This window comes from Amycolatopsis sp. NPDC059235, assembly GCF_042754125.1.
Classification (GTDB): domain Bacteria; phylum Actinomycetota; class Actinomycetes; order Mycobacteriales; family Pseudonocardiaceae; genus Amycolatopsis; species Amycolatopsis albidoflava.
This window is the reverse complement of record NZ_JBHZAG010000049.1, coordinates 50521-69149: the sequence shown is the minus strand read 5'-3', so window position 1 is coordinate 69149 and position 18629 is coordinate 50521. Positions and strand designations below refer to the sequence as shown.

At 69.6% G+C, this 18629-nt stretch carries 17 protein-coding genes; 15 read left to right on the top strand and 2 right to left on the bottom strand.

The genetic code is table 11. The features are described 5' to 3' along the window. Positions 1-94: 94 nt before the first annotated feature. Complete coding sequence (locus ACFXI3_RS27985) at positions 95-1015, bottom strand: 3-oxoacyl-ACP reductase (RefSeq protein ID WP_344286281.1); 921 nt, start codon at positions 1013-1015, stop codon at positions 95-97. Between the two features lie 282 nt (positions 1016-1297). On the opposite strand from ACFXI3_RS27985, the gene ACFXI3_RS27980 reads away from it, so the two are divergent. From ACFXI3_RS27980 to ACFXI3_RS27910, 15 genes are all read left to right on the top strand, one after another. After that, the gene (locus tag ACFXI3_RS27980) at positions 1298-2434 is read left to right on the top strand and encodes a steroid 3-ketoacyl-CoA thiolase (RefSeq protein WP_378403431.1); all 1137 of its coding nucleotides are present in this window, start codon (positions 1298-1300) and stop codon (positions 2432-2434) included. Positions 2435-2437: 3 nt separating this feature from the next. After that, entirely contained in the window at positions 2438-4582 is a 2145-nt protein-coding gene (locus ACFXI3_RS27975) for an acyl-CoA dehydrogenase family protein (RefSeq protein ID WP_378403429.1), read from the top strand. Positions 4583-4605: 23 nt separating this feature from the next. After that, positions 4606-5805, top strand: coding sequence for an acyl-CoA dehydrogenase family protein (locus tag ACFXI3_RS27970; protein ID WP_344286284.1), 1200 nt, complete (start codon positions 4606-4608; stop codon positions 5803-5805). 1 nt (position 5806) lies between these two features. Next, positions 5807-6910 carry an acyl-CoA dehydrogenase family protein gene (locus tag ACFXI3_RS27965; protein WP_378403426.1) on the top strand — a complete coding sequence of 368 codons (1104 nt, stop codon included), beginning with the start codon at positions 5807-5809 and terminating at the stop codon, positions 6908-6910. A 9-nt stretch (positions 6911-6919) separates the two neighbouring features. Continuing rightward, positions 6920-7783, top strand: coding sequence for a MaoC/PaaZ C-terminal domain-containing protein (locus ACFXI3_RS27960; protein WP_378403424.1), 864 nt, complete (start codon positions 6920-6922; stop codon positions 7781-7783). After that, on the top strand, positions 7783-8904 hold the full coding sequence (locus ACFXI3_RS27955) for a steroid 3-ketoacyl-CoA thiolase (protein ID WP_378403422.1): 1122 nt from the start codon (positions 7783-7785) through the stop codon (positions 8902-8904). Before ACFXI3_RS27960 ends, ACFXI3_RS27955 begins: the two co-directional genes overlap by 1 nt. Position 8905: 1 nt before the next feature. Then, a complete protein-coding gene (locus tag ACFXI3_RS27950; protein WP_378403421.1) occupies positions 8906-9727 on the top strand; it encodes an SDR family NAD(P)-dependent oxidoreductase in 822 nt (273 codons plus the stop codon). A 29-nt stretch (positions 9728-9756) separates the two neighbouring features. Further along, a complete protein-coding gene (locus tag ACFXI3_RS27945; RefSeq protein WP_378403419.1) occupies positions 9757-11373 on the top strand; it encodes a class I adenylate-forming enzyme family protein in 1617 nt (538 codons plus the stop codon). Then, positions 11364-12794 (top strand): acyl-CoA carboxylase subunit beta, encoded by a 1431-nt coding sequence (locus ACFXI3_RS27940; RefSeq protein ID WP_378403417.1) that lies wholly within the window; start codon positions 11364-11366, stop codon positions 12792-12794. The genes ACFXI3_RS27945 and ACFXI3_RS27940 overlap by 10 nt, the downstream gene beginning before the upstream one ends. Before the next feature lie 124 nt (positions 12795-12918). Beyond that, positions 12919-13653 (top strand): hypothetical protein, encoded by a 735-nt coding sequence (locus tag ACFXI3_RS27935; protein ID WP_378403415.1) that lies wholly within the window; start codon positions 12919-12921, stop codon positions 13651-13653. Positions 13654-13802: 149 nt separating this feature from the next. Next, positions 13803-14351: a MaoC family dehydratase N-terminal domain-containing protein gene (locus ACFXI3_RS27930; RefSeq protein WP_378403413.1), complete on the top strand. Its 549-nt coding sequence runs from the start codon at positions 13803-13805 to the stop codon at positions 14349-14351. Further along, positions 14351-14776, top strand: a complete 426-nt coding sequence (locus tag ACFXI3_RS27925) for a Zn-ribbon domain-containing OB-fold protein (protein WP_378403412.1) — start codon at positions 14351-14353, stop codon at positions 14774-14776. The genes ACFXI3_RS27930 and ACFXI3_RS27925 overlap by 1 nt, the downstream gene beginning before the upstream one ends. After that, complete coding sequence (locus ACFXI3_RS27920; RefSeq protein ID WP_378403410.1) at positions 14773-15156, top strand: MaoC/PaaZ C-terminal domain-containing protein; 384 nt, start codon at positions 14773-14775, stop codon at positions 15154-15156. Before ACFXI3_RS27925 ends, ACFXI3_RS27920 begins: the two co-directional genes overlap by 4 nt. Further along, a complete protein-coding gene (locus tag ACFXI3_RS27915) occupies positions 15153-16328 on the top strand; it encodes a lipid-transfer protein (RefSeq protein WP_378403408.1) in 1176 nt (391 codons plus the stop codon). The genes ACFXI3_RS27920 and ACFXI3_RS27915 overlap by 4 nt, the downstream gene beginning before the upstream one ends. After that, complete coding sequence (locus ACFXI3_RS27910) at positions 16328-17998, top strand: AMP-binding protein (RefSeq protein ID WP_378403406.1); 1671 nt, start codon at positions 16328-16330, stop codon at positions 17996-17998. Before ACFXI3_RS27915 ends, ACFXI3_RS27910 begins: the two co-directional genes overlap by 1 nt. On the opposite strand, the gene ACFXI3_RS27905 is transcribed toward ACFXI3_RS27910, so the two are convergent. Further along, positions 17999-18604 carry a TetR/AcrR family transcriptional regulator gene (locus tag ACFXI3_RS27905; RefSeq protein WP_378403404.1) on the bottom strand — a complete coding sequence of 202 codons (606 nt, stop codon included), beginning with the start codon at positions 18602-18604 and terminating at the stop codon, positions 17999-18001. Positions 18605-18629: the final 25 nt, after the last annotated feature.

Here is an 18629-nt window from a genome sequence, read left to right as displayed (position 1 = left end):
GGGGGCGTGGGTGGGGGTGTGGGGGGGGGTGGGTGTGGTGTGGGGGCGGGGGGGGCGGGGGTTCTACGGGGCCCCGCCACTCACGAGGCCTTGGCTAAGCGGTTGTCTCGGTGTCGTCGAGCCCCACGATGTCGCTGGCCGCAAACGTTTTCCGCGGGTCGCGACCAGCGAAGTACGGCGTGACAGTCCGCTCCAGTTCAGCCGGGTCGAACGCGCCCTGCCCGGACACGAACCGATGCTCGACCGTCGGCGGGGCGAGGAGCGCGACCATGTCTCCGTACACCACGAACACCTGCCCGTTCACCGCCTCCGCGGCCGGGGAGCCGAGGTACGCGACAAACGCCGCCACTCGCTCCGGCGCGAGGATGTCCAACTCTCCCGCGCTGCGTCCGGCGGTGAAGATCCCGTCGGTCATCGCGGTCCGGGCGCGCGGGCAGATCGCGTTCGCGCGGACGCCGTAGCGGCTTAACCCTCGCGCACACGACAGCGTCAACGCCGCGATCCCCGCCTTCGCCGCCGCATAGTTCGGCTGCCCCGCGCCGCCGAGGAGAAAAGCCTCCGACGACGTGTTGATCAGGCGGCCATAGGTGGGCTCACCAGTGTTTTTGCTGAGCTGCCGCCAGTGCCGCGCGGCCGCGCGGGACAGTGCCGCGTGGCCCTTGAGGTGGACCCGGATGACGTCGTCCCAGTCCTTCTCGTCGAGGTTGAAGAGCATCGCGTCGCGGGTGATGCCGGCGTTGTTGACGACGATGTCGAGCGAGCCGAAGTGCTCAGTCGCCGCCGTGACGAGGTCTTCGGCGTACTGCCAGTCACCGATGTCGCCCGGAACGGCCAGCGCCCGGCCGCCCCGCGCCTCGATCTCGGCGACGACCTTGTCCCCGGCGTCGCTCACATCGTTGACCACGACATTCGCCCCCTCCGCGGCGAGCGCGAGCGCTTCGGCCCGGCCGAGCCCGGCACCGGCTCCGGTGACGACGGCGGTGCGGCCGGACAGGGCGGTGCTGGGGTGGGACACGGGGCCTCCAATGCCGGTAAGGGATAACGCAATGGTGCCGAGGGCAGGCCGGGTGACGGGTGGCTGCTCCCGGTGAGTGGCATCGGCGGCTCGTGCCGGGGGAGGAGTGCCTCAGGCTGGCGGCAACTCTCCGAGGTTGCACGCGGGCTGGCGACTCCCGCTCACCAGTACGCGCGCTTGTCCCGCCCACCGGGCCGAAGCTAACCTCCAACCAAACGCTTGCTCGATTACCTCGACGACCAGGGGCCGGTCCTGCCTTCCCCGCGAGAAGGAGATCCGGGCTTGAAAGACACGACGCCAGTCCTCGTCGACGCGGTCCGCACGCCGTTCGGCAAACGCGACGGCTGGGTTTCCGCCCTGCACGCCGTCCAGTTGCTCAGCCGCGTCCAGCGGGGCGTCCTCGATCGCACCGGACTCGACCCGCACGCGGTCGACCAGGTGATCGGCGGCTGCGTCACGCCGCTGGGCGAACAGTACGGCCACGTCGTCCGCACCGCCTGGCTCTATGGCGGGCTCCCGACCGCGACCGGTGCCACCACCATCGATGCCCAGTGCAGCACGTCGATGCAGGCGTCCTTCCTGCTCACCGGGCAGATCGCGAACGGGACAGCCGACGCGGGTGTCGCATGCGGCGTCGAGCTGATGTCCCGCGTGCCGCTCACCCCGAAGCAGGGGACAGGCGCTGGTACGCCGAGGCCGGCCGACTGGCATCTCACCACCCCCGACCAGTACACCGCGGCGGACCGCATCGCCCGGAAGCGCGGACTGACCCGGGCGGACCTCGACGCGTTCGGCCTCCGCTCCCAGCACAACGCGCGAAAAGCTTGGGACGCCGGGCTTTTCGACCGGCAAGTCCTCCCGCTGGAACTGCCGGACGGAGAACCGGTCGCCCGCGATCAGGGACTCCGTGAAACCTCGACCGAAGCGCTCGCCGGACTCCGCACCACCGTCCCGGACGGCCTGCACACCGCGGGCACCTCGTCCCAAGTCTCCGACGGCGCGAGCGCCGCGCTCTTCATGACCCGGAGCCGCGCCGACGAACTGGGCCTCCGCCCGCGAGCGCGGCTGCTCGCCCAGTGCGTCATCGGAGGCGACCTGGAGTACCTCCTCGACGGACCGGTCACGGCGGCGCGGAAACTCCTCGACCGCACCGGCCTGACGATCGGCGACATCGACCTTTTCGAGGTCAACGAGGCGTTCGCCGCCGTCCCGCTGTCCTTCGCACAGGCGCACGACATCCCGGAGGACAAGCTCAACGTCCTCGGCGGCGCGATCGCGCTCGGCCACCCGGCGGGTGCGACCGGCATCCGCCTCCTCGCGACGGCCGTCGAGGAACTCGAACGCCGCGACGCCAGTCTCGCGATGATCGCGATCTGCGCCGCGGCCGCCACCAGTTGCGTGCTCGTCGAACGGATCTGAGCCATGCCGATTGCCCTGTCCGAGGAACACCGCGACCTGGCCGCCTCCGCCGCCGGGTGGGCCATGCGGCATGCGCCGATCGCCGAGACTCGTGCCGGATTAGGCGGCCAGCCGGATGCTGGGAAACCCCAGACCGAGGCGGACGGCGGCCTGGCCGAATCCGGGCGGCCGGACTTCTGGAAGGCCCTCACCGAACAAGGCTGGCACTCCTTGCACCTGCCGGAATCCGTCGGCGGCCAAGGTGCTGGGCTGCTCGAACTCGCCGTGGTGGCCGAGCAGTTCGGCCGCCACCTGGTGCCCGGCCCGTTCCTGCCGACCGTCACCGCCAGCGCCGTCCTCGCCGCGGCCGGGCCGACGGAAGAGCTTGCCGCGTTCGCCGCCGGGGCGACTGGAGCTGTCGTGCTCGACGGCCTCAGCGCTGTCAGTACCGCCGACGGTTGGCGGATCAAGGGCACCAGCAGTCCGGCGGTCGGACTCGCGGACGCGGAGATCGCGGTCGTCCGCGCGCAAGAGATCTGGTTCGTGCTGCGACCAGAGCCCGGCCAGCTGGTCCCGGTCGAAGCCGTTGATCTGACCAGATCCGCGGCCCGGCTCACCCTGGAGAACTTCCTGGTATCTCCGGACAACCTCATGGAGATCCAGCCGGAACGCGCCGAGCTGGCCCTCGCGGTCCCGGCGGCGGCGGAGGCGGCGGGGCTGTGCAGCTGGGCTCTGGACTGCGCCGTTGACCACGTCCGCACCCGCGTCCAGTTCGGCCGTCCGATCGGCTCGTTCCAAGCCGTGCAGCATCAAGCGGCGGGCATCCTCCTGCAGCGCGAGATCGCTACCGCCGCCGCGTGGGATGCGGCTCGCGCCGAGCAGCATTCTGTTGCGCAGCAAGCACTTGCCGCCGCGCAGGCTCGGCATGCCGCGCTTCCCGCCGCCGTGGACGCGTCCGTCAGCTGCGTCCGCCTCCTCGGCGCGATCGGCTTCACCTGGGAACACGACGCACACCTCTACTGGCGACGCGCCGTCGCGCTGTCTGGATCCCTCGGCCGATCAGCCGCCCGCACCCTCGGCGAACGCGCCCAGGCCACGACCCGCGACCTGACCCTCGCCGGCCCCCAAGACTGCCTCGAACTGCGCCGCCAGATCGCGTCCGTCCTCGACCAGGCCGAGCCGTCCGCTCGCGTGCTCGCCGACGCCGGGCTCGCCGCGCCGCACTACCCGAAGCCGTACGGACTGGATGCCGGACCGCTTGAGCAAGCCGTCATCGCCGAGGAGTTCGAGCGGCGCGGAATTCCTCAGCCCACCACGGTGATCGGCGAATGGGTGCTGCCGACTCTGCTCGTGCACGGCTCCACGGAGCAACGCGACCGGTTCGTCCTGCCGACTCTGCGCGGTGAGATCCGCTGGTGTCAGCTGTTCAGCGAACCGGGCGCGGGCTCGGACCTCGCCTCGCTCACCACCCGGGCGACCAAAGTGGACGGTGGCTGGCGGATCTCCGGCCAGAAGGTCTGGACGTCGCTCGCCCGCGATGCGCACTGGGGCGTCTGTCTCGCCCGGACGGACCCGGACGCGCCGCGGCACCGGGGAATCTCGTATTTTCTCGTCGACCTGGCCGCGGAAGGCGTCACGGTCCGGCCGATCAGGCAGGCCACCGGACGCGCGGAGTTCAACGAGGTCTTCCTGGACGACGTGTTCGTCCCGGACCGCGACCTCGTCGGCGAGCCGAACAGCGGCTGGCGGCTCGCGACGACCACGCTGGCCAACGAGCGGCACAACATGGGCGCGACGCTCGCGCACGGTTCGTCGGACCGGATCCGCCAGTTGCTCCGTAACAATCCAGACGATCCCGACGCGCTGTCCGCGCTCGGCCGGTGCGTGTCGCGGGAACTCACGCTCGCCACGCTCGGCCTCCGCAGCGTGCTGGCGCGGCTCGCCGGGCTGGACCTCGGGGCCGAGGTCAGCGTGCAGAAGGTGTTCAGCGCGCTCGCCCAGCAGGAGGGTTCGCGCGAGGTGATCGCCCTGCTCGGCCCCGGTTCGGCCAGCGCGGAGGACGGGCACGTCCTCGACCATCTCGGCCTGCCCGCCGTGCTGTTCGGCGGCGGGACGGTGGAAATTCAGCTCAATCTCATTGCTCAACGCGTCCTCGGCTTGCCCCGCTGACCCCGACTACTAGGAGAAAACGCATGCATCCGGAGCTGTCGGAGCGCTCGCGAAGGCTCCGCGCGCAGTTGCGCGAGTACTTCGCCCGCATCATCGACGAGGACGACCGCCGCGCGCTGGTCGAGCAGACCGAGGGCGGTCCGGTGTTCGACCGGATCCTGCGCCGGATGGGCGCGGACGGCTGGCTCGGCCTCGGCTGGCCGGAGGAATACGGCGGCCGCGGCGAGGATCCGGAAGCGCTTTTCGTGTTCTACGACGAGGTATTGCGCGCCGGCGCCCCGCTGTCGCTGGTCACGTTGAACACGGTCGCGCCGGCGTTGATGCATCACGGCACCGAGGAGCAGAAGAAGTTCTTCCTGCCGCCGATCCTGCGCGGCGAGCTGATGTTCGCGATCGGCTACACCGAACCCGGCGCCGGCACCGACCTGGCGTCGCTGCAGACGCGGGCGAAGATCGACGGCGACTCGCTCGTCATCAACGGCAACAAGATCTTCACCAGCGCGGGAATCTTCGCCGACTGGATCTGGCTGGCCGTGCGGACCGATCCGGACGCGCCCCCGCACCGCGGCATCTCCGTCGTGCTCGTGCCGACTGACACGCCTGGTTTCTCCGCCACCGAAATCCATACGGTGGGCGGGATCAGCACGTCGGCGACGTACTATGAGGACGTCCGAATTCCACTGTCCAATGTGGTCGGCGAGCTGAACAACGGCTGGCGGCTCATCACCAGCCAGCTCAACCACGAGCGCGTCGCTCTCGCCGCGCGCGGCGGCATCGCGAACCAGATGTACGACGCGGTGCTCAAGTGGGCGCAGGAGGAGCCGTTCGGACCGGGAACGGTGTACGACCTGCCGTGGGTCCGGCACACGCTGGCCGAGGTCTACGCGCTGCTCAGCGCCACTGACCTGATCAACCTGCGCCTGGTCGCGGACGTCGCCGCGGGCACCCTTGGCGGCGGGGATTCCGCTGCTGCCAAGGTGTTCGGCACCGAAGCGGTGGTGACCGCGTACAGCAGGCTTCAGGAAGTTCTCGGCGCTCGCGGCCTGCTGCGGCCCGATTCGCCCGGGGCAGCGGTGAACGGGCGCGTCGAGACGCTTGCCCGGCGCGCGCAGAACAACACCTTCGGCGGCGGCACCAACGAGGTGCTGCGCGAGATCGTCGCCGCGAAAACCCTCGGCATGACGCTGTCCGCACGCCGTCGTCCGGAAAAGGCCAGGAGCTGACATGGATTTCGACCTCAACGACGACCTGGGCGCGGTCCGCGCGCTGGCCGCCAAGATCTTCGCCGACCGTGCGACGGTCGACCGGGTGGTGGCCGTCGAGAAGCAGGGCGGCTTCGACGCCGATCTCTGGCGGGTGCTCGCCGAAGCGGATCTCCTCGGGATCTGCCTGTCCGAAAGGGACGGTGGGGCCGGGTTGGGCCTGTCCGGCTTGGCGGTGCTGCTCGAAGAAGCGGGCCGGCACGTCGCACCGGTTCCGTTGTGGAACGTGATCGTGGGCGGACTGTTGCCGGTTTCGCGGTTCGGCACCGAGGATCAGCGGAACCGGATCCTGCCGCGCGTGCTGGACGGTTCGACGCTGCTGGTCGGTGCGTTCGACGACGCGGTTTCGGTGACCGCGACTCGGCGCGGCGAAGAACTCGAACTCACCGGCGAAGTGGTCTCGGTCCCCGCTGGCGCCGAGGCGGACCTGGTTCTGGTGCCGGTCCGGGAAGACGAGCAGGTCCACTTAGTACTCGTCCCGACGGTCAACCTCAGTGTGACCCCAGTCGAAGTCACCAGTCGCGAAAGCCACGCGTCGATCGTCTTCGACAAAGCAGTGGTTACCGCACAGGACGTCCTGGTCTCCGGCGACGACGCTCTGCAGTGGACACTCCGCAGGCTCCGGGTTGCGCTGGCCGCGGTCAGCGTCGGCGTGTGTGCTCAGGCGTTGGAGACCACCGCGAAGTACACCTCGGAGCGAGTCCAATTCGGACGTCCACTGTCGACAAATCAAGCTGTCGCTGTGCGGGCCGCCGACGCCTACCTCGACACCGAGGCGATCCGCGTCTGCACGCAGCGCGCGGCCTGGTTGCTGGACGAGGGCCGCGAGGACGAGGCAGAAATCGCCGCACTGGTGGCCAAGTGGTGGGCGTCGCGCGGGGGGCTGCGGGTGGTGCACGCGACCCAGCACCTGCACGGCGGCATCGGCGCGGACGTCGACTATCCGATCCACCGCTACTTCCTTTGGGGACGCCAGGTCGCCTTCACTCTCGGCAGCGCCGACGCACTCGCCGCCGAACTCGGGGAGCGGCTCCCGTCGGCACCCCCGATCGGCGCCCCGGCCTAGGAGACTCCCGTGCCCATCGACCTTGACAAGGCGCTCAACGCCCCGCCCCGCACCCAGCAGCTCGCCTGGACCACGAGGGACGTGCTGCTGTACCACCTTTCTCTGGGCTCCGGCAGCTCGCTCCGGTACAGCTATGAACGAGATCTGGAAGTCCTCCCGACCTTCGCCCTCGTTGCCGGACAAGGCATTTCCGCCGGAGACAGTCCGGCGGAGGGTCTGACGCTGCCCGGCGTAGACGTCGATCTCAGGAGACTGCTGCACGCCGGACAGGTCGTCACGCTCCACCGCGACCGATTGCCGGCGGCTGGCTCGGCGGAGCGAACCACGCGGATCGCCGAAGTCCAGGACAAGGGCAAGGCCGCGGTCATCGTGCTGGTCCACGAGGTTGCGGACGCTGATGGTCCACTATGGACGTCCACAATGTCCATCTGGGCGCGCGGCGAGGGCGGTTTCGGGGGAGACCCAGGCACCGCGCCTGGGCCGAAGAAGCCGGAAGGCGACCCGACGCACGTGTTAGACGTCGTTACCACCGACGACCAGGCACTGCTCTACCGGTTGAATGGGGACCTCAACCCGCTCCACGCAGACCCGGAGTTCGCCGCCGCAGCAGGCTTCGATGCGCCGATCCTGCACGGACTCGCGTCCTACGGCCTGGTCGCCAAAGCCGTCGTGGACCACCTCCTCGACGGCCGCCCCGCGCGGCTCCGCGAACTGGGAGCACGCTTCGCCGGCCCGGTGATTCCTGGCGAGACATTGAGAATTTCGGTCTGGCAACAAGAAAATGAACTGGCCCTGCGCGTGACCTGCCCCGAACGCGACGACGCGGCAGTCCTCACCGATGCCTGGGCCCGCACGACTTCAGGAGGTGCGTGATGGGCACTCCGGTCATCGTGGACGCGATCCGGACCCCGTTCGGAAAGCGCCGCGGCGCACTGTCCGGCATCCACGCGGTCGAACTCCTCGGCCACGTGCAGCGCGGAATCATCGAACGCGCCGGCATCGACCCCGCGCTGGTCACCGATGTCGTCGCCGGCTGCGTCACGCAGGCCGGGGAGCAGTCCAACAACGTCGGCCGCTTCGCCTGGCTGCACGCCGGACTCCCGGACGAGACCGCGACCACCACGATCGACGCGCAATGCGGGTCCGCGCAACAGGCCGTGCACCTGATCGCCGCGCAGATCGCGGCCGGGCTGGTGGACGTCGGCATGGCGTGCGGGGTCGAGTCGATGAGCCGGGTGCCGCTGCTGAGCAACCTCGGCGACGCCGGCCGTCCGCGTCCGGAGTCCTGGAAGGTCGATCTGCCCGCCCAGTACGAGGCCGCCGACCGGATCGCCGCACGTCGCGGGCTCACTCGCGCGGATCTGGACGCGTTCGGCCTCCGCTCGCAGCAACGCGCCCGCCGCGCCTGGGTCGAGGGCCGATTCGGCCGGTCGATCCTGCCGGTTCAGCTCGACGACGGCCTGTTCGACCGTGACCAGGGCCTGCGCGACACCAGCACCGAAGCCCTCGCCGGACTCGCCCCCATCAAGGAAGAAGGCCTGCACACCGCAGGCACGGCATCCCAGATCTCCGACGGCGCGTCGGCTGCGCTGCTGGTCGACGCCGACCAGACCTTCGGACTGCGCCCGCGCGCCAGGCTGGTCGCGCAGACCATCGTCGGCGCCGAGCCGAAGTACCTGCTCGATGGACCGATCCGCGCCGCCGAACGCGTGCTGGGCCGGGCCGGGATGGCCGTCGCGGACATCGATCTGTTCGAGGTCAACGAAGCGTTCGCGTCGGTTCCGCTGTCGTTTGCCCGCACGCTCGGCGTCGACGAGGACCGGCTGAACGTCAACGGCGGCGCCATCGCGATCGGCCATCCGGTCGGCGCGACCGGGATCCGGCTGCTGGCGGAGATCGTGGACGAGCTGGAACGCCGGGACCGAACGCTGGGTCTGGTGGCGATCTGCGCCGGCGGGGCACAGGCGACCGCGGCGATCGTGGAGCGGCTCTGAGATGTATCGGCTGAGCGGTTTCGACGGCAAGGTCGCGGTGGTGACCGGTGCGGGCCGGATGCGGTCGATCGGCCGGTCGATCGCGGTCGAACTGGCGCGGGCGGGGTGCGCGGTCGTGGTGACCGGCAGCGGCCGCGCACCCAGCCGATTCCCGGCGGAAGAGCAAGCGGCCGGTTGGCAGGACATCCAGTCCGTGGCCGACGAGATCCGTCAGCTCGGCGGCCAGGCGCTGCCGGTGGTGAGCGATGTCGCTGACCCGGTGCAGGTCGACCGCTTGTTGGAGACAGTCCTCGAAGCGTTCGGCCGCGTGGACATCGTCGTCAACAACGCCGCGGCCGCGCGCGGACCGGATCGCGTGCCGGTGCTGGACCTTGACGTCGAGACCTGGGACCGGGTCATCGAGGTCAACCTGCGCGGGCCGTTCCTGATGACCCGCGCGTTCGGCAGGCGGCTGGTCGAGCAGGGCGACGGCGGGGTGTTCGTGAACATCTCCTCGATCGGCGGGAAGCTGTCCGGGGCCGGATCGGCGGCCTATTCCGCGTCCAAAGCCGCGCTGCAGTCGTTGACTTCTTCGACGGCCAAGGAGCTGGGCGAACACGGGATCCGGGTGAACGCGCTGTGCCCCGGCGTCGTCGGCACGAGCAGGCTGGACGACGTGGACCTGGATTCGTGGGCCGAGTACGTTCGCGCGCAGGTGCCGTTGCGCCGGGCCGGCGAACCGGCCGACATCGCGGCGGCCGCGGTGTTCCTGGCCAGCGCGGAGGCGGGCTGGGTGACCGGGCAGTGCTGGAACGTCGACGGCGGGCAGCTGACGATCCGTTGACCGACACTGATCACTACGGGAGGCGACCGATGACCGATCGGGACGACATCATCGCGCGGCTGACCGCGCCGGGCGCGGAGTTCGAGATCCGGTCGGAACCGGTCGCGGGCCGTCCGGCGAAGGTGTTCGCGCGGCGGCATCGGAGCTTGACCGAATTGCTGGCGGCCTCCCGCGAGTTCGGCGACCGCGAGTATCTGGTCACTGTGGACAGTCGGCTCACTTTTTCCCAGCACTACGACGAGGTCGCCGCGCTGGCCGCGGTGCTCCGGACCGAATACGGGGTCGGGCGCGGGGACCGGGTCGCGTTGTGCGCGGCGAACTGTCCGGAGTGGATTGTCGGATTCTGGGCGGCGGTGTCGCTCGGCGCGATCGCGGTCGGGATGAACTCGATGTGGGCCGCGCCGGAGGTCGCGCACGGACTCGACCTGACCACGCCGAAGGTCGTGCTGACCGACGCGGCCCGGAAACCGCTGGTCGCGGACGGGTATCCGGTGCTGGAGTTCGGCAGCCCGCAGTACCGGGAACTCCTCGGCCGCCACGAAGGCGTCGACCTGAAGCCGGAGCCGGTCGACGAGGACGACCCGGCCGTCATCCTCTTCACCAGCGGCACTTCCGGGCATCCGAAGGGCGCGACGCATTCGCACCGCAACGTGCTCGCCGCGGTCTGGTTCCACCTGTTCAACGACGCGCTCGCGGCGGAATTCGGCCGTCCGGCGAAGGATCGCCGGTTCCTGCTGGCCACGCCGCTGTTCCACATCGCCGCCCTGCACAACCTCGCCGTCGTGCGGCTCGCGGTCGGCGACACCGCCGTGCTGCACCAGGGGAAATTCGACATCCACCGGGTGCTGGACCTCGTGCAAACCGAGCGGATCACCAACTGGGGCGCGGTCCCGACGATGCTGTCGCGCCTGGTCGAAGCCGATCTTTCCGGCTACGACCTCAGCACGCTCAAGACGGTCTCGGTCAGCAGCGCGCCGTCGACCGCCGAGCTGAAAGACCAGCTGCGGGAGGCGCTGCCCGGGGCGGGGGCCTCGCTGAGCACCAACTACGGCCTCACCGAATCGTCCACCGCCGCCACCCTCGCGACTCCGGCCGAACTCCTCGCCGACCCGGACACCGCGGGCCGTCCCGTCCCGAACATGGAAGTGCAGATCCGCGACACCGAAGGCCGCCCGGTCCCGGACGGCACGGACGGCGAAATCCACCTTCGCGGCCCGCAGGTGATGCTCGGCTACTTCAACGATCCGGCCGCGACCGAGGCCGCGTTCACCGAGGACGGCTGGTTCCGGACCGGCGACCTCGGCCAGCTGCGCGACGGTGCGCTGACCGTGCTGAGCAGGCGCAGCGACCTGATCCTGCGCGGGGCGGAGAACATCTACCCGGCGGAGGTGGAAGAACAGCTCGCCGGACACCCCAGCGTCGCCGAATGCATCGTGGCCGGGCTGCCGGATCCGGACTATGGCCAGATCGTCGCCGCGAAGGTCGTGTTGCGTGGCGAGTCCGAAGTGGACGCTGACACCCTGCGCGGCTATCTCGCTGGCCGGCTTGCCCGGTACAAGGTCCCTGCGGCCTGGTTCCTGACCCGGGACCCGTTGCCGCGCAACGCGACCGGGAAGGTGGTCCGGCGGCTGGTGCGATGGGAGTGAACCGCGAGCAGTGGGAGCCGCTGCTCGCCGACCTGGCCGCCCGTCGCTCGGCCGCACAGGCGATGGGCGGCGAAGAACGTCTCGCCCGGCTCGGCGGCCCCAACGCGCGTGACCGGATCGCGGCGTTGCTCGACCCCGGCAGCTTCGCTGAGATCGGCTTGCTCGGCGGAGAGTTGCCTGCGGACGGCTTCGTCGCCGGAAGCGGCAGCGTCGACGGGAAGCCGGTGCTGGTCGGTGCGGAGGACTTTTCCGTTGCTGGCGGGTCGATCGGCGTTGCCGCGGCGTCCAAACGGGAACGTCTCGCCCGGCTCGCGGGACAGGAACGCGTGCCGCTGCTGATGTTCCTGGAAGGTGCCGGGCATCGGCCGTCGAACAGCCTGCACCCGCACCGTCCGGCCCCGAACGATCTCCAAGCGCTGGCTGATCTGTCTGGGAAAGTGCCGGTCGTCGCGGTGGTCGCCGGGCCGTCGGCCGGGCACAGCGCGCTCACCGCCGCGCTCGCGAACCTCGTGGTGTTGGTGCGGGGGAGCGGGCAGCTGTTCTCCGCCGGTCCGCCGCTCGTGCGCGCGGCCCTGGGCGAGGACGTGTCCAAAGAGGAACTGGGCGGAGCCGAGGTCCATGCGGTCCACAGTGGACTTGTCGACCTCGTCGCCGCCGACCTTCCCGAGGCGATCGGGCAAGTCCGCCGCTACTTGAGCCTGATCCCGCCGTCCGCCTTAGCCGCCGAGCAAGAACGCCGGACGGACTCGCTCCTGGACTTGATCCCGCCGAACGACCGCGTGCCCTACGACGTGCGGCCAGTGATCGAGGAACTGCTTGATCGCGAAAACTGGTTCGAGCTGGGCCATGACCACGCCGCGTCGATGCTGACCGGGCTGGGCAGGCTGGGCGGACACGTCATCGGCGTCGTGGCGAACCAGCCTGCGGTGCGCGCCGGAGCGATCGACACGCCGGCAGCCGACAAGGCCGCCCGGTTCATCGAGCACGTCACGGGATTCGGCGTGCCGCTGCTGATGCTCGCGGACAACCCGGGCCTGCTCGGCGGCCGGGACCAGGAACGCGCGGGCGTGCTGCGTGCCGGTGCGCGGCTGTTCCTTGCCCAGCACCGCGCGGAAGTGCCGAAATTCCACGTGACGATGCGCAAGGCGTTCGGTTTCGGCAGTTCGGTGATGGGCCAGAACGCCTTCGACCGGCAGACCCTCAGCCTCGCGCTGCCCGGGGCGACGCTCGGCGCCATGCCGGCGCGCGTCGGCGCCGAGACGTCCAAAGCCGACGCCGGGACCAGCCAAGCGCTCGCCGAGGGCGAGGCAGCGGGGCCGTGGCGGCTCGCGGGCACCGTGACTTACGACGACGTCGTGCATCCCGCGGAATTGCGGAATCGGCTGCTGGCCGGACTGCGGCTGGCGATTCCCGCGCGCTGAACCGTTCTTCGCGAAAAGGACGAGCCGATTCGTCCCTCTGGCTGCTGTACGGCCGCCGTTTTCTGCGCCACCGTGAGATGTCTTCGCTGGTGAACGGTGCGGCTCGGCCAAAGCAGCAGGAGGAATGAGCATGCACGTGACAAAAGCCCTGAAGTCATGGAGATCCGCGGTCGTGGCGGTGGTGTGCCTGAGCCCGCTCGCGGTCGCGGCCGCCCCCGCTCTGGCGGCGGCGGACCGTTACGTCAACCTCCATCAATGCGTCTACACCAACGGCAGTTTCCTTTACACGAATGAACTTTCCACCACTCCCAACACTTCGTTCAATACCGGGACGAACATCGCGGACCCGCGCGACAACGCGGCGCGTTGCGGTGCGGCGGCCAGCGGCTGGGTGGTCGACGCGGCGAACACCGCGGTGCAACCCCTCGACCGCGTCCGCGGCCGGTTCCTGAATCTGCATCAATGCGTGTACAGCAACGGCAATTTCCTGTACACCAACTTGCTGGCGACCACGCCCAATTCGCCGTTCACCACCGGAACGAATCTTTCCTACACGCCGGATTCCTCGGTGGGCTGCGGTCCGGCGGTCAGCGGATGGACGGTCGACGCGGCGAACACGGCGGTGCAATCCCTGGATCTGGCCGCCCGCCGGTTCCTGAATCTGCACCAGTGCGTGTACACCAACGGCAAATTCCTCTACACCAATGTCCTCGCCACCACCCCGAACACCCCGTTCAACACCGCGACCAACGTCTCGGACACCCGGGACACCACGGTGCGGTGCGGTCCCGCGGGAGGCGGCTGGAGACTGGACAGCGTGAATTCGTCGGTCCAGTCCCTGGACCTGGGCACCCCCTGACAATTTCCCGGAGAAACTCCCGGTGAGCGCCGCTCGCCGGGAGTTTTCCGCGTGCGGGCGGGTCCGGCTGTCCGCCCAGCGGGAGTGGCGCTTGCCGCCCGTCCCTCCGCGACCTAGCGTCCTGCCAAACGCTTGCTCAAGGAGGGGTGATGACCGGTCTCCGGACGGACTTCGCCGAGTTCACCGGCCAGCGGGCCGAGCCGCCGCGGGTGGCCCGGTACGCGGTGAACGAGGCGATGATCCGCAACTGGGTCGAGGCGGTCGACGACCGCAATCCGGTGTACGTCGACGACGCCGCGGCCAAGGCGACCGGCCGTCCCGGCGTGATCGCGCCGCCCGCGATGTGCTCGACCTGGATCATGGCCGGATACCGGCGCTACCGCGAGATCCAGGCGCTGCGCCGCGAGGGCGCGGTGGAGGACTTCGCGTACTCGCGGCTGATGAGCGTGCTCGACGCGGCAGGCTACACCTCGGTGGTGGCCACCGACGTCGAGCAGGAGTACGTCCGCGAGATCACCCCGGGCACGCACGTGACCTGCCACTTCACCATCGAGGCGGTCTCGGAATGCAAACAGACCGCGCTCGGCTACGGGCATTTCGTCACGCTGCGCAAGCACTACCTGGACGAAGCGGGCGAGCTGCTGGTCGACGAACGCTTCCGCATCCTGCGGTTCCGCCCGGCGGAGCGGAGCGCGTGATGGGGGAGCACACCGCGGTCCCGCGGCTCACGATCACCCAGGACAACCAGTTCTTCTTCGACGCCGCCCGCGAGGGACGGCTGGAGATCCAGCGCTGCACCGACTGCCAGACTCTCCGGCATCCGCCCGGCCCGGCGTGTCCGGTTTGCCGGAGCTTCGCGTGGGACACGGTCGTCGCCAGCGGTCGCGCGGTATTGCACAGCTGGACGGTGCTGTACCACCCGAAGGACCCCGCGTTCGACTACCCGCTCGCCGTCGGCCTTGCCGATCTGGACGAGGGCATCCGGCTGGTCGCGGATATCGCCGGAGTCGACCACGACCAGCTGGAAGTGGGCCTGCCGCTGCAGGTGGGCTTCAGCGAGCACGCGCACGGCGAAATCCTCCCGCAGCTGCGGCCGCGAGACCCGAAGGAGCACACCCGATGACCCTGGCTCTCGGAGACCGGCTGCCGGAGCTGGCGATCCCGTTCGACCGCACCACGATCGTCGCGACGGCGATCGCGTCGCAGGATTTCGAGGACGTGCACCACGATCCGGGCAAGGCGGCCGAACGCGGGATGCCGGACGTCTTCATCAGCATCAACGCCACCAACGGGTTCATCGACCGCTACGTCACCGACGTCTGCGGCCCGGCGACCCGGATCCGCAAGGTCTCGCTGCGGCTCGGGTTGCCGTTGTTTCCCGGTGACACGCTCACTTTCTCCAGCGAGGTCATCGAAGTCGGGGACGGATCGGCGACGATCAAGGTCACCGGAAGCCACGACCGCGGCGTGCATGTGTCGGCTCGAGTGACGGTGTCGGCATGAGCTTCGCGAGGCAGGCGGCGATCGCCGGGATCGGCGCGACTGAGTTCAGCAAGAATTCCGGCCGCAGCGAATGGCAACTCGCTTGCGAATGCGTCCTCGCCGCGCTCGCCGACGCGCAGATCCCGGTCGAAGAAGTCGACGGATTCGCGCTGTTCACGATGGAAACCAACCCGGAGATCGCGGTCGCGCGGGCGTTGGGGATCCCGCAGCTGAAGTTCTTCAGCCGCATCCCGCACGGCGGCGGCGGGGCGTGCGCGCCGGTGCAGCAGGCGGCGCTCGCGGTCAGTTCCGGGGTCGCCGACGTCGTCGTGGTGTACCGGGCGTTCAACGAGCGTTCCGGCCACCGTTTCGGGGCTGGGCCGCCGCCGTTCGCCTACACCGCGAATACCGATCAGGAATACCGGAACTGGATCAATCCGTACGGCTTGCTCACTCCCGCACAGCAGGAAGCCTTTCTGGCGCGGCGGTACATGCACAAATACGGGGCGACGAGCGAGGACTTCGGCCGCGTTTCGGTGCTCTCCCGCAAACACGCGGCAGTGAATCCGCAAGCGTGGTTTCACGGGCGGCCGATCAGCCTCGAAGATCACCAGTCGTCGCGGATGATCGCCGATCCGTTGCGGTTGCTTGACTGCTGTCAGGAAAGCGACGGCGGGCAAGCGCTGGTGATCGTGGGCGCGGAGCGGGCGCGCGACCTGCCGCATCCGCCCGCGGTGATCGCTGGAGCGGCGCAAGGCGTGGGGCCGCAGCAGATTTCGATGAGCAGCTACTATCGGGACGACATCGACGAAATGCCCGAGGTGCAGCTGGTCGCCGAGCAGTTGCGGGCGCAATCCGGCGTGGGGCCGGAAGGAATCGACGCCGCGATTCTGTACGACGCTTTCACGCCGATGGTGTTGCTGCAGCTGGAGGAATACGGATTCTGCGGCCGCGGCGAAGCGAAGGACTTCATCGCGAGCGGAGCGCTCGAACTCGACGGACGGCTGCCGGTCAACACGCATGGCGGCCAGTTGGGGGAGGGGTACATCCACGGGGTCAACGGGATCGCCGAGGGCGTCCGGCTGATTCGCGGCAGTTCGGTGAACCAGCCCGCGAAATCCCTGGAACACGTGCTCGTCACCGGCGGATCTCCGGTGCCGCACTCCGCGATCGTGCTCGCGGCGGACCGCTGATGGAGACGTTCGCGGAAGTAGTCCGGTCCCGGCGCGGGGACACGCACGAGGGGCTGCGGTTCGAAGGCCGAAGCTGGGCGTGGGACGAGGTCGTCCGCGAGGCAGCCGTGCGGGCTTCGCTGCTGCGCACGTTCGAGCCGGGGCCTGGCCGGACTCAGCGGCACGTCGGGGTGCTGCTGCAGAACCTGCCGGATTTCGTGTTCTGGATCCTCGCCGCCGCGGTGACCGGTGACGTCCTGGTCGGCATCAACTCCACCCGGCGCGGCGCGGAGCTGGCGGCGGACATCAGCCACACGGACGTCGACGTGCTGCTCACCGAACCGTTGTACGGCACGGAAATCGCGAGCCTTGACCTGCCGGCTGTCCGCCGCGTCCTCGACGTGGAATCGGCGGAGTACCAAGACCTGCTGGCCGCGCACGCCGACGCGGAGATGCCCGCGTCCCTCCCGGACCCGGCGGCGATCTTCCTGCTGCTGTTCAGCTCCGGCTCCACCGGCACGCCGAAGGCGGTCATCTGCAGCAACGGCCGCCTCGGCCGGTTGACCGACGCGCTGGCCGAACGCGTCTCGCTGCACCGCGATTCGGTCACCTACCTGTGCCTGCCGATGTTCCACGGCCACGCGATCATGATGAACCTCGCCGCGGCGGCGAAGGTCGGCGCGACGGTTGTCCTGGTCCGGAAGTTCTCGGCGTCGCAGTTCGTCCCGGACCTCCGCGCGCACGGCGTCACCTACTTCAACTACGTCGGCCGGGTGCTCAGCTACGTCGTCGCGCAGCCGGAACAGCCGACCGACGCCGACAACCGGCTGGAGGTCGCGTTCGGTTCGGAAGCCGCGCCGGGCGAATCCGCCGAATTCCGCCGTCGATTCGGTTGCGAGGTACGGGAAGGCTACGGTTCCAGCGAGGGCGGACTCCGCATCGTGCCGGAACCGGACGCGCCGCCGAACGCGCTGGGCCGCCCCGCGCCCGGAATGCGCGCGGAAATCCGCGACCAGGACAACCGGGAATGCCCGCTCGCGGAATTCGACGAGAACGGCTTGCTGCTCAACGCGGAGGAAGCGACCGGCGAGATCGTCGCGGTGGGGCGCGGGAAAACGTTCGAGGGCTACTACCGGCACCCCGCCGCGATGGCCGAACGGCTGAAATTCGGCGGCGAGGACTTCTGGACCGGCGACCTCGGCTACCGCGACCGCGACGGCTACCTGTACTTCGCCGGCCGGGCCGCGGACTGGCTCCGCGTCGACGGCGAGAACTTCGGCACCGCCCCGGTCGAGCGGATTCTGGGCCGCTACCCGGCGTTCGCGGCGGCGCACTGCTACGGAGTGCCCGACCCGAGGACCGGAGATCTGCTGATGGTGTCCGTCATTCTCGCTGAGGATGCCGCGTTCGATCCGGAAGACTTTGACGAATTCCTTGCCGCACAACCGGATCTCGGTACGAAATGGCGACCGGCGTTCGTGCGGATCATCGACGAGGCTCCGGTCACCGGCAGCGGCAAGGTCGACAAAGCGCCGTTGCGCGCGCAGGGCTGGGAGGACGACCGGGTCTGGTACGCGCCGAGCCGGACCAGCCCGTACCGGCCGCTCACCGCGGAGGACCGCCGCGAGCTGCGGGCCGAATTCCGCGCGCACGGCCGGGAAAACTCGCTGCCCGCGGCGTCGCGGCGCTGATCAGCGCGGCGGGAGCCCCAGGGAGATCGAGGCGAACGCCTCTCGCAGCGTCGTCGGCACCGTCTTCTCCAGACTCTCGTCCAGAAACCGGTTCAGCACGGTGGTCATCGCCGCGATCGCGATGTCGGACACCAGTTGCGGATACAGCTCGCCGACCCGCGTCCCGGTGCGTTCGGCGATCGCCTTGACCAGCTCGCCGGTTTCCACCCGGGCCAGCGCGGTGCGCATCTCCGGTGTCGCACTCCACGCTTGCACCGCGCTGAGCTGGTCGGATGCCGGCTGGCCGTACGGCACCCCGTCGGCGCGCAACGGTTCGATGAGCGCTTCGGCGAGCGCGGTCCACAGCGGCTCGTGCGCCGGACGCTCCCGCAGCAGCTCCGCGCTGCGCCGGATCCGGTGCTCCTGCCGGTAGGCGACCGCGTCGTATTTCGTGGCGAAGTAGTTGCTGAAAGTCCGCAGCGACACCCCGGCCCGCTCCGCGATGTCCTCGCGGACAACGTTGTCTGGACCTCTCTCGTACATCAGCGCCACGGCGGCGTCGCTCAGCGCTTTGCGCGTGTCGAGTTTCTTGCGTTCTCGCAAGCCGAGCGGTCGTTGGTCAGCCATGCCGCCCACGGTATCCAATCGGGCG